Origin of the sequence: Burkholderia sp. M6-3, assembly GCF_050858985.1 — a bacterium.
Lineage (GTDB): Bacteria > Pseudomonadota > Gammaproteobacteria > Burkholderiales > Burkholderiaceae > Paraburkholderia > Paraburkholderia caledonica.
This window is the reverse complement of record NZ_CP110092.1, coordinates 214523-228234: the sequence shown is the minus strand read 5'-3', so window position 1 is coordinate 228234 and position 13712 is coordinate 214523. Positions and strand designations below refer to the sequence as shown.

General features: G+C 58.9%; 12 protein-coding genes and 6 pseudogenes. 10 read left to right on the top strand and 8 right to left on the bottom strand.

Features of this window, described 5'->3' with window-relative positions; all coding sequences use genetic code 11:
* Positions 1-31: 31 nt before the first annotated feature.
* Entirely contained in the window at positions 32-385 is a 354-nt protein-coding gene (locus OH764_RS33655; protein ID WP_498851704.1) for a DUF1488 family protein, read from the bottom strand.
* Positions 386-918: 533 nt separating this feature from the next.
* Between OH764_RS33655 and OH764_RS33650 the strand changes: the two genes are divergently transcribed.
* From OH764_RS33650 to istB, 6 genes and pseudogenes are all read left to right on the top strand, one after another.
* On the top strand, positions 919-1830 hold the full coding sequence (locus tag OH764_RS33650) for a LysR family transcriptional regulator (protein ID WP_498851703.1): 912 nt from the start codon (positions 919-921) through the stop codon (positions 1828-1830).
* Between the two features lie 204 nt (positions 1831-2034).
* Complete coding sequence (locus tag OH764_RS33645; RefSeq protein ID WP_498851702.1) at positions 2035-2802, top strand: SDR family NAD(P)-dependent oxidoreductase; 768 nt, start codon at positions 2035-2037, stop codon at positions 2800-2802.
* 171 nt (positions 2803-2973) lie between these two features.
* Positions 2974-3279 carry an ArsR/SmtB family transcription factor gene (locus OH764_RS33640; RefSeq protein ID WP_498851701.1) on the top strand — a complete coding sequence of 102 codons (306 nt, stop codon included), beginning with the start codon at positions 2974-2976 and terminating at the stop codon, positions 3277-3279.
* Between the two features lie 381 nt (positions 3280-3660).
* Positions 3661-3819, top strand: a pseudogene (locus tag OH764_RS33635) (DUF2946 family protein); the annotation flags it as partial.
* Positions 3820-4300: 481 nt separating this feature from the next.
* Positions 4301-5827, top strand: coding sequence for an IS21 family transposase (gene istA / locus OH764_RS33630; protein WP_498851371.1), 1527 nt, complete (start codon positions 4301-4303; stop codon positions 5825-5827).
* 2 nt (positions 5828-5829) lie between these two features.
* Positions 5830-6618: an ATP-binding protein gene (istB, locus tag OH764_RS33625; protein ID WP_498851372.1), complete on the top strand. Its 789-nt coding sequence runs from the start codon at positions 5830-5832 to the stop codon at positions 6616-6618.
* A 19-nt stretch (positions 6619-6637) separates the two neighbouring features.
* On the opposite strand, the gene OH764_RS33620 is transcribed toward istB, so the two are convergent.
* Both OH764_RS33620 and OH764_RS33615 read right to left on the bottom strand, forming a co-directional pair.
* On the bottom strand, positions 6638-6832 hold the full coding sequence (locus OH764_RS33620) for a hypothetical protein (protein WP_498851700.1): 195 nt from the start codon (positions 6830-6832) through the stop codon (positions 6638-6640).
* Positions 6833-6920: 88 nt separating this feature from the next.
* The gene (locus OH764_RS33615; RefSeq protein ID WP_498851748.1) at positions 6921-7541 is read right to left on the bottom strand and encodes a hypothetical protein; all 621 of its coding nucleotides are present in this window, start codon (positions 7539-7541) and stop codon (positions 6921-6923) included.
* Positions 7542-7800: 259 nt separating this feature from the next.
* On the opposite strand from OH764_RS33615, the gene OH764_RS33610 reads away from it, so the two are divergent.
* Entirely contained in the window at positions 7801-7992 is a 192-nt protein-coding gene (locus OH764_RS33610; RefSeq protein WP_498851699.1) for a winged helix DNA-binding protein, read from the top strand.
* Between the two features lie 344 nt (positions 7993-8336).
* Here the strand turns inward: OH764_RS33610 and OH764_RS33605 are convergent, their stop codons facing one another.
* Positions 8337-8609, bottom strand: coding sequence for a hypothetical protein (locus OH764_RS33605; RefSeq protein WP_498851698.1), 273 nt, complete (start codon positions 8607-8609; stop codon positions 8337-8339).
* A 312-nt stretch (positions 8610-8921) separates the two neighbouring features.
* Between OH764_RS33605 and OH764_RS33600 the strand changes: the two genes are divergently transcribed.
* A complete protein-coding gene (locus OH764_RS33600) occupies positions 8922-9131 on the top strand; it encodes a hypothetical protein (protein ID WP_498851697.1) in 210 nt (69 codons plus the stop codon).
* A 998-nt stretch (positions 9132-10129) separates the two neighbouring features.
* Here the strand turns inward: OH764_RS33600 and OH764_RS33595 are convergent.
* From OH764_RS33595 to OH764_RS33580, 4 pseudogenes are all read right to left on the bottom strand, one after another.
* Positions 10130-10412 (bottom strand): annotated as a pseudogene (locus OH764_RS33595) (DUF6429 family protein).
* Positions 10409-11307: pseudogene (locus OH764_RS33590) on the bottom strand (IS630 family transposase); the annotation flags it as partial. The pseudogenes OH764_RS33590 and OH764_RS33595, both read right to left, overlap by 4 nt.
* Before the next feature lie 62 nt (positions 11308-11369).
* Positions 11370-12535: pseudogene (gene istA, locus OH764_RS33585) on the bottom strand (IS21 family transposase); the annotation flags it as partial.
* A 144-nt stretch (positions 12536-12679) separates the two neighbouring features.
* Positions 12680-12865: pseudogene (locus OH764_RS33580) on the bottom strand (metallophosphoesterase); the annotation flags it as partial.
* Between the two features lie 195 nt (positions 12866-13060).
* On the opposite strand from OH764_RS33580, the gene OH764_RS33575 reads away from it, so the two are divergent.
* Positions 13061-13336: a hypothetical protein gene (locus OH764_RS33575; protein ID WP_498851696.1), complete on the top strand. Its 276-nt coding sequence runs from the start codon at positions 13061-13063 to the stop codon at positions 13334-13336.
* A 186-nt stretch (positions 13337-13522) separates the two neighbouring features.
* Positions 13523-13694 (top strand): annotated as a pseudogene (locus OH764_RS33570) (transposase); the annotation flags it as partial.
* Between the last annotated feature and the right edge of the window lie 18 nt (positions 13695-13712).

Genomic DNA, 13712 nt, shown 5'->3' with positions numbered 1-13712 from the left:
GTAACCGATGGCAGCCATAACCCACCACCACCTACCGCCTGATCTGGAAATCGTCTGCGGTAAGCCTGACGGGTTGACCCGGACGCAGGCGGACTTTTCTTTCGGCGACCGCGATAATGCGGCGGCGTCCGTCCGCAAATGCCTTGAGCATGCGGACCGGGTCGGCGTCTCCGGGCAGCCAGAATTGCGCTTCGAGTGCCTCCCGCGTAATCGCACAGGTGATCTCGCTGCAAGGCCCGGTCAGGCGAAACGAGATTTCATGTCGGTCCGCCGCGACATCCGGCATCAGGTCGATAACGTCCATGATTTCTACCCCCGGCATCCAGCTGCAAACTTTAACTTCCCTGTTGCCTGTCTTCAATTTTACAGAAGAGGCCAGGCGCATGCCGCAGATCCAGTCCGCCTGGATAACCGGTGGGGTAAATTCTGCCTCCCTCGCTGGAGACGAGGTTGCGGTTATCAAAGATGCAGAGGTGCCGGACAGTTAGTTGCATTTTCTCATCGACATGGACCTTCAGGGTGAGGCTTTACGGGAGGCGAACATCAAGGAATTGGAGGAGCCATCGGGCATTGCGCTAGCGTCGCGCGATTGGCCGCAGGCGACCCACTCCGGCCAAATAGCTTTCTCTGAACCGGTCAGTCAGCCAAATTCAGGTGTTGCGAACTAGAGTGCCGGTAAGCGGCCGTTGGCGAACTGACCCAATCGGCCAGAAGGTGACGTCCGCGAGCCTTTGAGAGCTGGCTGTCAAGGGGCCGCGTTCCGTTCGAAAGCAGTCGGCGGTCAGGAAACGACAAGTGGTCCGCCGCATCTGATTGCGATACGGGCCGCCGGCGCCCGATAACGCGTGCTTTGTCCGAAGACGCTCGTCGTTTCGCTACACTGCGCACTTTCGCTGACAACCTGTCAGGAAGCTGCACATGGACCGCATGGTGGCGATGGAGACTTTCATAACTGTTGTCGATGCGGGTTCATTTTCCGCCGCGGCACGCCGGTTAAAGCTGGGCCAACCGGCCGTCTCAAAGACAGTCGCACAGTTGGAGGAACGTCTGGGGGCCCGTTTGCTATTGAGATCGACACGTGGCCTGTCGCCGACCGATGCCGGTCAACGGTTCTACGATCACGCACTCAGGGCCATTGATGAGGCGGAGCGGGCAGAACAGGCAGTACGTGATTCGTCGGATGGCTTGTCCGGACGACTGCGCATTGGCGCAGCCGTCACCTTCGCGCGGTTACACGTCTTGCCAGCATTAAAATCTTTCCTGGATCAACATCCCAATCTGAGCATCGATATCGTACTTGACGATCGGTCGGTCGATTTGCTCGAAGAGGGTGTTGATGTCGCGTTACGTATGGGTGCGCTTGACGATTCGAACATGACGGCGCGTCGCATCTCGACCGGGCGGCGGGTCGTCGTCGGGACACCCTCATATTTCGCGGAGGCAGGGTTTCCGCAAACGCCTGGCGACCTTAGCCGTCATCAGGCGGTCGTTTACTCAGTGCGAGGGGGCGGTGAATCGTGGCTGTTCAGTCGGAGTGACGGTACCGACTCAAACGTAACTTTATCCGGCCGAATAAGCGTGAATGCAGCTGAAGGCATGCGCGCGGCGGTCCTTGCTCACATGGGGCTTGCTGTCGCTTCGGAATGGATGTTTGCTCCTGAACTTTCGAACGGCGCGGTTCGGGCCGTCCTGACTGACTGGATGTTGCCGCCGATTGACCTGTGGGCAGTATTTCCGTCCGGCCGCATGGCGACCATGAAGGCGCGTGCCTTCGTTATGTTTGTCGAGCACATTCTCAATGGGCGCTCCGGCGAGGACCTTACCAGCTAGCCGCTGCCTACCAGGGCGCCGGTGCCCCGGGCTGCCTCTTCGCAGTAGGAATAGGAGCTATTCCTCAGCCGCGACTACCGGGCGACGCCACCTGAGCGGAGGATACGCATCAACCAATGCACGAAACATTGGCTCCGATGTGGCAGTCGCTCCCGGCTCTTTAGCCCGGAGGAGTGCTATGAATCCTATCTGTTGAGGAAAAACATGACCCAGGTTCTGAAAGGCAAACTTGCTCTTGTTACGGGCGCTTCGCGTGGAATCGGTGCGGCTATTGCGGCACGTCTTGCGCAGGACGGCGCATCGGTGATCGTTCACTATGCGTCGAATTCTGCGCGGGCCGACACAGTTGTCAAGGAGATCCGCGATGCCGGCGGCGAGGCTGAAGCTGTCGGCGCCAACTTGTCCCAACCCGAAGGCGTCAAGAGTCTCATTGAGGCGCTGAACGGCGCGTTCGGTGGCCGCTTCGAGGGGCGGCTCGACATTCTTGTCAACAATGCTGGCACTATGGAGTACGGACCCTTTCTTGACTCTTCGGAGACGTCATACGATACACACTTCAACTTGAATGTTCGTGCGCCGATCGAACTGGCAAAAGACGCGGCAGCGCGAATGGTGGCCGCCGGCTGGGGACGAATTATCAACGTGGGCTCGGCCTTTGGCGAAGCCGCGCCACTGCCTGGTGTGACGCTCTACATCGCGTCGAAGTTCGCCCTCAGAGGCTTCACTCGCGGGCTATCGCGCGAACTTGGCAAATATGGCGTAACCGTGAATGCCGTCCAGCCCGGCCCGATCGATACAGAATTGGCTCCGCAGCCCGGCACAGAAGACCACGCAACGATGACAAAGCTCGCAAGCGTGGGGCGTTTCGGCAAACCGGCGGAAATAGCCGCGGCTGTAGCTTATCTTGCGAGCCCCGAAGCAGGCTACACGACCGGCGAGAGTTTGACGGTCGATGGTGGGTGGATAGCCTGAAGAAACCGACGAGCGTTCTCGCTGACACGCTGCCACGCTTAATTCACTCGCAGACGTGCGCGTCGGTCCCGGAGCGCGTGGGGGCGCAAATGCATTCGCAGGCGGTCCCCACGTTGTCGTCGCGCGCGTCTGCGCGAGCAAACGACCCTCGACAACGGCTGAGCTAAAGAAATGGACGAAGACGTCAGATTGCTTGCTTTGAGCGTGATAGCACACCGTTCGCGATTGGCTATCTTTCGGCTGCTCGCTGCAGCGCCTAGTGGGTTGCCCGCGGGAGAGATTTCTGCGCAGTTAGGAATTGTTCCGTCCAGCCTGTCTTTTCACCTAAAGGACATGTCGCGCGCGAACCTTGTATCTGGCAACCGGAGAGGAACCTTCATCTATTATTCGGCGGGCCTGGAAGCCATTCATGGAGTCATCGACCTTTTGACTGAAATCTGCCCGGCTGCCTCCGCGAGGACTCCCTTTTCCCGATAGGGAGGATACAAAATCAGTGATGCAGACGCATGGTTTTTCTGGTCCCACTGCCGCTAAGATGGATGGCCGCTATATCTGCGAACGCGGCCGGAGAACCGCGTCTGACCAATTGATCGCTTGGGGTCGGCTTGCGTCGGCCTGCTCTTCAAATTGATCGCCAGAAAGCGGCCATTGGAATTGGGCTTCCCGGAAACGGCCAGTCGGCAGTGCGTACTCCCGACCCTCAAGAGTCAGACAGGCGGCCTGTGCAAGCGTCTCATTCCTGAGCCACTTGAGACTTCTGGCAACGCGGCAAGTTGTCACAGGTCGAGGCCTGCAAGTAACACATGGCATAATGCGCGGCACCGATCTTCACCAGATCAACATCGAATCGTCGGCCTTATGCTGAGCTGTTTCTGCCGGAAACTGGGCTCCTTTCTGGGATTGCTGGCAATCCTGATGGTGACGCTTGCGCCGACGGTTTCGCACGCACTGGCTGACCGCAACGAGGCTGGGCTTCCCTCAGCCTCGCTCTGCTCCGCACATTCGACGCCCGGCAATCCGCCGGACAACGAGGACGCCTCTCACTCGTTAGCTGCTCACTGGCATGCTTGGTGCCACGCACTTCCAGACCAGAACCCTCGCACGAGTGAGCACCGAGATGAGCCTTCAGGTGTTGGCTTACAACCTGAAGCGAGTCATGAAGATACTCCGCGTTGCGAAAACGATGAGGGCGATGCGAATGGCTGGAAGCTGAGGTCCTGCGGGGCCTTCTTGATACTGACAACCCTTAGACTGTCGCAAAGCCACCAACTACGGCCGGCCTGTGAACTTTCGCCGTTAAGGAGCCAAACCGTTTTCGGCATAAAGGCGCCGGGGACTTTTCGGCGTTTAGGCGCCACAAGTCTTTCGGCGTATAGGCGCCAGTAGATTTTCGCCATAAAGGCGCCACTGGCGTCTGAGTCGGGCGCTCGAACTTCGCCAACCGCTACTCTCGTGGCACGCATTTGCTCCGGAGGGTGGCTTGAAGAGGAAGTTCGAGATGTACCAATATCGACAGGTTCTGGTGCGAATGCGCCAGGGTGACTCCGACCGGGATATCGACCGCTCGAAGATCATGGGCCGTAAGAAGCTGGCAGCCGTACGGGAGATCGCAACCGAGCGGGGGTGGCTTTCTCCGGACAACGCTCTGCCGGATGACGCGCAGCTTGCTTCAGCGTTCAGCCGAAGGGAGTTCCTGCCTGCGAGCTGTATCTCGTCGGCCGAGCCGTGGCGCGAGCAGATTGCGCAGTGGCACGACGCGGGCGTGCCCGGCACGACGATTCACAGCGCGCTGGTGCGCAACCACGGCTACGAGGGAAGCTACTCATCCGTCTACAGGCTACTTCAGCAATTGAAGGCGGAGCTCACGCCGGATGTACCGATGCGGCTGGAGTTCAAACCTGCAGAAGCCGCGCAGGTTGATTTCGGCGCAGGTCCGACCATCACGGACGCGCACACGGGCGAGGTCCACAAGACGTGGTTCTTCGTGATGACCTTGTGCTGGTCGCGGCATCAATACGTCGAGTTTGTCCGCGACCAGAGTGTCGACACGTGGTTACTGTGTCATCGCCATGCCTTCGAGTGGTTCAACGGCGTGGTCGCGCGCGTCATCATCGATAACCCCAAGTGTGCCATCGTCAAGGCCTGTATCTACGAACCCGAAGTCCAGCGGGCCTATGCGCAATGCGCCGAAGGGTATTCGTTCAAGATCGATCCGTGTCCGCCGAGGGACCCGGCTAAAAAAGGAATCGTCGAATCGGGCGTCAAATACGTGAAGTCGAGCTTCCTTCCTCTTCGCGAATTTCGTGATCTTGACGACGCCAACCGGCAAGCGCAAGCCTGGGTGATGCAAGAGGCCAGCACCCGGACGCATGGCACGACGCGCGAGGTGCCGCTCAAGCGTTTCGAAGACGTTGAACAGGCGCTGTTGCAGCCGCTTCCCGATGTGCCGCCCGAGCTGGCAACCTGGGCGCGCGTGAAGGTCCATCGCGACGCCCATGTGCAATTTGAGCGTGCCTACTATTCCGTGCCGTTCCGGCTTGCCGGTAAAGATTTGCGGCTCAAGGCAACCGCCAACATGGTCCAGCTCTACTACGAGCACGAACTGTCGGCATCGCATGTCCGCCAGACTGCGCCAGGAACGCGTAGCACGGTGGCCGATCACATGCCGCCAGCAGCACAGGCCTGGCAACTGCACGACACCCAATGGTGCCTGAGAGAAGCGCAGCGTATCGGGCCGTCATGCTACGCGCTTGTTCACGCGCTCTTCCGCGATGAGGTTCTCATCAAGCTGCGCGCCGTCCAGGGCGTGCTGCGCTTCGCCCAGCAGTTCGGCGCATCTCGCCTGGAGGCCGCCTGCCGTCGCGCGAATCACTTCGGCACGCCAAGCTACAAAGCCGTCAAGCTGATCCTGCAGAAAGGCCTCGACCAGACCTGGCCGTCGACCGAACCTGTTGAATCGGGCGCGACCACCTACACCCACGGCGGCCGCTTCTGCCGCGATACCCAGACTCTGCTTATCCATTGAACATGAATCCAATTCCCGAACTCACGTCTTCCCTTAAGCAATTGCGACTGTCCGGCATCCTCGACACGCTCGAAGCGCGCAACCGTGAAGCCATCGACCGTAAGCTCGCCTATACCGATTTCCTGACGTTGCTCATCCAGGACGAGATCGCACGGCGCGATCATCGAAAGCTCGACGCCCGCATGCGCCGCGCGAACTTCCGCGGCCAGAAGACACTGGAAGGTTTCGACTTCGACCGGCTGCCCAACCTTAATCGCGCCGTCGTCCATGATCTGGCGACCTGCCGCTTCATCGATGAGAAGGTCAGCGTGCTGATCGCCGGTCCGTGTGGAACGGGCAAAAGCCATCTGGCGCAGGCACTGGGCCACTCCGCCGCCCGGCAAGGTCACGATGTCCTGTTCATGACCCAGACCCGGCTTCTCGGCGCGCTACGCAACGCGCAAGCCGTCGGCTCCTACGAACGGCGCTTCCAGGCGCTTGCCAAGGTGCCGCTGCTCATCATTGACGACTTTGGACTGAAGCCCATGCGCACGCCCGAAGACGAAGACTTCCACGATCTGATCGCCGAACGGTACGAACGTACATCGACCGTCCTGACCAGCAATCTTGATTTTACGGAATGGGGCGACGCGTTCGCGACCAACAAAATGCTCGGCGCCGCAACGCTTGATCGCCTGCGACATGCGGCATACCGCGTCGTGCTCGACGGTGAAAGCTATCGCGTCCCTCGTCCGATGCCCGAGAGCAACAAATCAGCACTTGCGAAAGGAGGTAAAAACAAGGATTCTTGATCCCCGTTCGAGCCCCGAATCAGGCGCCTTTCTCTGGCGCCATTACGCCGAAAACACCCGGCTCCTTTACGGCGAAAGGCAACACGGCCTGTCCGGCAACTTCCCCTGCATAGCCGTAGAACGGTTTCCACACACCCTCGGCCAATTCCGGACGCGAAGGTTCTGGTTTTCTCCGCCGACCGAACCATTGTTCCGCCAGCCATTCGATTTTCATTAACCGCTTCGCACTGCTTATGCCGTCCAGCGACCAGCCGTCCGAGTGTCTAACATAGGCCACCGACAAATCGACCGTCTACTGAGCCTTAGCGCGCCGACAGATTGTTATAGGCGCTGTTTAGCGCCAACCGAATACTGAACATGCCATTCGACATACGGGAATCGCCCGCCTGTTTTGGCAACAAGGCCAGAATCCCCTTCATCGCATACAGCATGATTAGCGCACCGGTCAGATCGCCCACGAACATCATGATGAAGCTTTCGCCAATGTTCTCCGTGTTGCCTTGCAACGCGAACCAGATGTGGTGCAGAAACGGGTTCGCCACCGAGTAAGCAACGGCCAGTATTAGCAGTCGCTTCGGCGTAAGATTTGTCAGCGACGCCTTCAGGTCGTAGCGCTCGAGTGCAAGTCTATAAACAAGATAGGGAGCGAGCGAACCCAGAATGGCTCCCGCGATTGCGCGGACCGGGTCGTGCGGAAACCAATAGATAAAGTCCATCAGCAGACCGCCAACCAGCAGGCCAACGAACCCATCAAACCCGACCAGCAACGTACCGAGAAGCCGGACGCCGGAGGGCAAGAAAATCCAGTTTATGCCTCGAACGAAAGACGTGTGGGAGAACACCGCCTGGTTGATCCACAGCGAAACCAGGAACGCGAAAAGCGTCCCAGAGATCGACCAGAAATGCAAACGTAAGCTAGACATTGCGGTAAACTGCCCTTCCATGTTTATTATCGAGCGAATCATAACGCGCCTGCATGCCGCCCCGCGAGGGCCTGCCTTCAAAAGCCTACCTCAACAGTGCGTAAGCGATGACACGTCCTGCTGATATCTACCTGCGATTCCTGTAGCTGACCGAGGCCCTGCGCTTCCTGCGCTTCCTGCGCTTGATCCGCTCGAAGAGAAAATCCTGGAATTCGTCGCGCGCACGGAGCAAAGAAACGATCGTCTTTCGGTTCGGGACATGATGGCCCACAGCGAACTTGGCTCGCCCGCGACTCTTCACGCACGCATCACGTCGATGCGTGAGAAAGGCTGGCTCACACTGAGTGACACCGAAGACGCACGCCGCAAACAAATCGAACTCACGCCTGCCGCGCTGAAACATTTCGACAAGCTTGCCGAAGCTTTTGCGAAAGCCGCAAAAGGTGCCTGACCTTTCCCAATTTGCCCGTTAAACCGGCAATTCCAATGCCGACAGCGCACGCGGCCTGATGTCCCGCCTTCCCGAAGGCGGGTGGCGCAGATTGACGATGCCAGGCGCTTGCACCTGCCAGATCACGAGGCTCTTTATGGTGAACCTTTACGGGAGCCCGGCCCGGCGGGTCAACGTATATGTGCCGGCATCCAGCACCAGCAACAGCCCGCATATTTCTGCAGAGGAGCCGGGCAAGATGCCGTCGTTCGTATTCGCGCGAAGTTGCGCAAGCGCCTTGGCGCGCTTTTTGGCAGCGCATGGCATGTCGAATACACCGTGGAATTGTCTCGGACGCCGTGTCATCAACTGCCGTCCTTCGCAGCGATCTGCGGACTGCCCTGCCTCCATACGGAGACGGACAGGATGACAACCGGCACTAGGAATGCAAAGGTGGCGGCTTCGATACTGCTTGCAGTGCCGGGCATTGCCATCGACAGCGCCGCGACCACAATTGGCCCCCCCGCCAAGGTGCCAAACACACTGGCCCACCACAATTTTCGGTCCCGTTCTCTTACTGCAACAATCGCGGCTAATGAAACGCCAAAGACGAGAAAGCCCGGAAGTGCATCCATCATCGGCCTCCACACGGTTGTCGCTGTGGACTAATTCTAGGTATGAGGGGTGGTCGGGGGAGCCCTAGGAGCCTGTAATTGGCAAGGAAGTGTGCGGAAGCCCACATAGGCCAACAAAGGTTCAGGAGAGGCCAAGTGAGCGCGTTCGTCAGTGAGTGCGGCAAGTACCGCTATTGCCTCGAACGCAACTTTAGTTCACGGGCGGCCCCACCTATGCTTTGGCGTTGATCCCCGCACTGCCGACGCGACGCCCGACGACGCCACCGTGCGCAAGTGAACGGGATTGTGAAGCGCTGAGGCAGCGGCCGCCTCAGCGTGGGCAACGTGTTCGCCTATCGCTTGACGGACGTCAAAGGTTTGATCAATCCAGACGATCCGTTTGGACCAGAGAATCGCGACCACCAGATGAACGTCGTTGCCGAGGCCGATGTGTGGGTCCGCTGCGCCATGCATTCGGTCACACGATGGTCGAACCTTTGTCCATCGGAAAGTCAGTCAAGACGTTCGGCCTCACCGCTGGCGTGATCCTAAGCAACCGTTGATGCCCGGCTACATCACCCAACTTATCGAATGGAACCGGAAATCACCCACCAACCGAATACCGTCGGCGCTGCGGGTGTGCTGCTGCCGTGCCGTTTTGCGGCAGGACCGAGTTCGAGATCGCTATCGACCAGGTCGGCCACAACTCATATATCGAGCGCGTTAAATGCGACAGTTGCCAAGCGTCGTTTTCAACCCAATACACGGAGATCTCGGAAGCGCTGGCGGCTCAGGGGGCGAACGCCACATGGACCCGCCGCGCCGCTGCCAGCGCTCAGGCGACCGTGCGGGGCGGCATCTGCAGAGAACGGAGATAAGGCATGACTGACAAGAAACGATAGCACTGCGGGCCTACCGGGGTCGCCCCTGTACTGACGCAAACACCGCCCTAGTCAAGTCCTGATCGGGAGGCCTTGGCTCAGGGACTTGCTGTACGGGAACGTTCGACTCGCATGCGCACCAAAGGCCGGCCGGTAATCCATCGGACGTGTTCTGCTTCAACCAGCAGCCGCAAGAGGCGCATCGGTAAAGCACGTAGCGCATTATCGGCGCTTTTGGCGAGCCAAAAACACCCGATCCGAAGCGCTGGAGTTTTTCGTGTGGGACGACGGTCGAAGCCCTTCCGATCAACGTCTCACAAGCAGGGCACCGCTTCATTTCGCCCTCCCTCACGGATACAGCAGGACTATCTATTCAGTTAGCATAGGCCATTCCAAAGAGAGCGGAAATAGAATTCATTTTAAGGCGCCAGCGATTGATCGAGGAAGGCAGTAGCGATAAACGATCGAACCGCTCCCAAACACTGAAGGATCTGCTGATTGCCTATGTGTTTCTTGCGCCAGAGGGACTCGTGGAACTGACTGGACGCGACCATCAACGCAGCTATCGCAGCACGGTCGGAATCATCCGACGATACTTCTCAAGAGCGTGACCGTGCCGGATTGCAAATAAAAAGTAAGTTCTGAGTCAATAACTAGAAAGAATCATATAACTGGTGTGTCGTGAGTTAGAAGTTCGCTGAATCTGCTCCCCGTTCTTTCCGGAATGACGAAGTGCTGGTTAAAGAGTCGCTCGGACTCGCGCAGTCCTACTGCCGTAAAAGATCACGGACTTCGTCTTGTTGACAGGGTCTTCGATGAAGCCTCGTTCATGGAGTCGGTTCAGAACATCCCAGTCGAAACCCTTCCATGCACGGTATCGGTCATGCAGGGTCAGGTAGAAAAGCGCCAGGGCAACTTCATCAATTGCGTCGGTATTGATATTCATGATGCTCCTGCCGCAGCCTTCCGGACCCGCACACAAAACCGTTCGAGGCTGGCCAGGATCTCATCCGTCGACTTGCTCCAGACAAACGGTTTGGGGTTCGCGTTATAGACGTCCAGGTAATGACGGATCGCGTCTTCGAGTTGACGTGTCGACCGGTGTGTACCGCGTCGAAGGTACTTTCAGTGAGCGCGGCAAACCATCGTTCGACCTGGTTAAGCCACGACGCCGAGGTGGGTGTGAAGTGAACATGGAAGCGAGGATGGCGAGCGAACCAGGCTTTGATAGAGGGCGTTTTGTGCGTGCCATAGTTGTTTATCACCAGATGCACATCCAGGTAAGACGGCACACTGGTGTCGATGGTGCGCAGAAAGCGCACGAATTCGCTGCTGCGATGTCGCCGATGTACCTCACCGATCACCTTCCCAGTAGCGATATCCTGCGCCGCGAACTGGGTGGTTGTGCCGTGGCGCATGTAATCGTGGGTGCGTCGCCCAGCGATGCCGGGTGACAACGGCAATACGGGTTGCGTACGATCGAGCGCCTGAATCTGGCTCTTCTCGTCCACGCACAGCATCATGGCCTTCAGTGGCGGGTCCAGGTAAAGCCCGACGATGTCGCGTACGTTGTCGACGAACAACGGATCACTGGACAGCTTGAACGTTTCCTGCCGATGCGGCTGCAAGCCAAAAGCACGCCAGATCCGCGTGACCGCCGTTTGCGACAGTTTCATCTCGCGAGCCATCGTGCGCGTGCTCCAGTGAGTCGCTCCGACAGGCACGGACTCAAGCGTCTTCGCAATGAGCGCATCGACCCGTGCGTCATCAATCGTCTTCGGGGCGCCGGGCCGTGGTGCATGCAGCAGTCCGTCCGCACGATGGATCACGAACCGCCCCCGTCACTTCGAAACTGTTTGCTGTTTCCGCGCACAAACGCGCCAATGCACGTGCGTCTGCCATCGCCGGGCGGAGTGTGGCGTGGATGGATGCGCAGCAGTTCTTGCGAGCGGCGATCACGGATCTCGATCGTGGTGTCGTAGATGCGTACGCGCACGAGACTCCCGATGAGCGCGGGCCGCGCCGCATAGTTGCTCTGATCAATGCTCACGGTGGTGTCGTCCCAGACTGTGCGCACGACCTCCGTAAAGTAGCGCAATGCCGTGGGCGGCAATGGCTTCAGGTGTGGCTTCTCTTCCTGGAACATCGCTTCAACCTGTCGCCGTGCACGGCCATGGATGCGTTTGGCGGCCCAGTTCTCTTCCCAGTGCATCAGGAATTCATTCTGGGCCTCGAGCGACTCGAAGCGCCGGCCGGTGAGTGCGGTGTTCTGCGTATGCTGGATTGCGTTTTCAACAGAACCCTTGCGATTCGGATCGCGTACGCGGGCCGGGTCGGCGACGACGCCGTAATGTTCGAGCATCGCGGCGTAAAGGCGGTTGATTTCTGGCTCATGCAGGTCGGGTGTGATCACGCCCTCCCGTAAATTATCAAGGACGACGTAGCTCACGCTGCCACCGAAGTACCGGAAGGCTTCTTCGTGCAACTGTGCCCAGACCTGTTTGCTGGACTTCCAGTTACTCGCCGGAAGCTGCGCCGCGAATACCTCAACGTCATGACGAACAGGCGTGGCCGGCGATAGCGGCCCGTCTTCGGATCGCGGGTCGGCGCACCTTCGCCGTAATCCACTTGGGCCTCTTCCCCGGCGGTGAACTCGAGATGGTCGAACTGTTCCGGATCGACGTGCCACAGCGCCGGACGAAACGTTTGACGCTCTCGTAACTGGCTGTAAAGCCATGTCGGTCAACGAGGTCCTGGTAGATCGCCTGAGCGTTGCGCTTCAAACGCACCTGCTGTTCGATCCATTCCTGATGGGGCTCCCTGGCCGAACGGGCGGAATTGAAGGACTGACCGGCACTCCGCCTGGAGCCGGCGGTCGCGGGAGTGGAGGATTTTGCGGCAGAGGAGTTTGCGCGACCACCGGATCGCCGGAGCCGGTGGTCGCGGCGGTGGAGGATTTTGCGCCATCCTCCCGCCGCGCCTCATACAGCGCTTGATAGCGGCGAATCGTCTTGCGATCGATACCGTGAGCTCGTGGATCCTGTGCTGGCTCACGCCGCGCTCAAGCAGCGTGAATGTCGCGCTTTGCAGATGCTGCTTCAAATGTCCTGCAGCACCGCTAAGGACCGCTCAGCCGGCGGTCGTTAACTGGGGGATTTTGAAGTGACCACACATGGGGGGAATTTGACCGACCGTCGGGGCGTAGATCATTCACATGGGCATGTGCGAGAAGAGCATGCTCCATATCCTGTTCTCGAGACCTTGTTGCAACCAAGCCAGTTGATCTTCACAGAAACCGCCAAGCCAGTCGGGTTTGAAATGCATGACGTTGACGACACGGGGGAAATGAACGTCCCCGTGGTCGAAGCTGCAATGACCTCTGCTATCCGAGGCCCTGCCGTGGCATGAGCACGTTGTCGGAAAGCGCAAACAGCGTCCCACGTCTGCACCATAGGCCATGCACCTCGAGGCTCGGGAATAAAGCGGACGCTGACGTGGTTATCTCAGTGTACGCAGCACGGATCGACAGGCCGCGGGGTTCCGCAACAGACAGCTGATCATCGTGAGCTGCGGCGGAAATGGAAGGAGGCGAACATGAACATCGCCGAGAAGTCCTTGCGGTTCCTGGTGGAAAAGTGGCTTGCGCCGACTCCGACGACGCGGCTCCGCGTAATTCAATTTGGCCGTACCGGTCGCGAGAGGAGACGCTATGTGCGCGTCGAGGCATTGGCCCCGAGCGGTTCGCATGCGATTTTCTTCTTTCGACACAATGACGGCTGCTGGTGGGTATTTCCGCCCTCGATTGCACGCCCCGCATTGACCGTGGCCGGATACTACGTGGACCACCCGAACTGTGAGCGGCTGAAATGACCGCCGGCGGAATAGCCGAGCGTCTCCAACATCGTTTGTGGCTTCGGAGCGGCGCCGTTGAAGGTTCAAGGGTAACCGAATGCGTGGTGCCACGAATCGTCAAGTTGACGATCAGCGTGCTCGTGAGCTTGCCCCCGAAAAACGGATCCCTTGCTGACCAGGTAAACTCAAGCAAGGAGAAGAACGATGACACGTAAGGCGAAGCGAGCGCAGTACACGCTCGGGTTCAAGCTGGAAGCGCTACGACTGGTCAAGGCCGGGGCAAAGCATGGCAGCAGTGGCGGCGACACTGGTTGTGGTTGAACAGACACTGTACAACTGGGTGAAGACTGACCGGGAAGGCAAGCTGACGCCCGCGCTGGGCTACGTGTTCAAC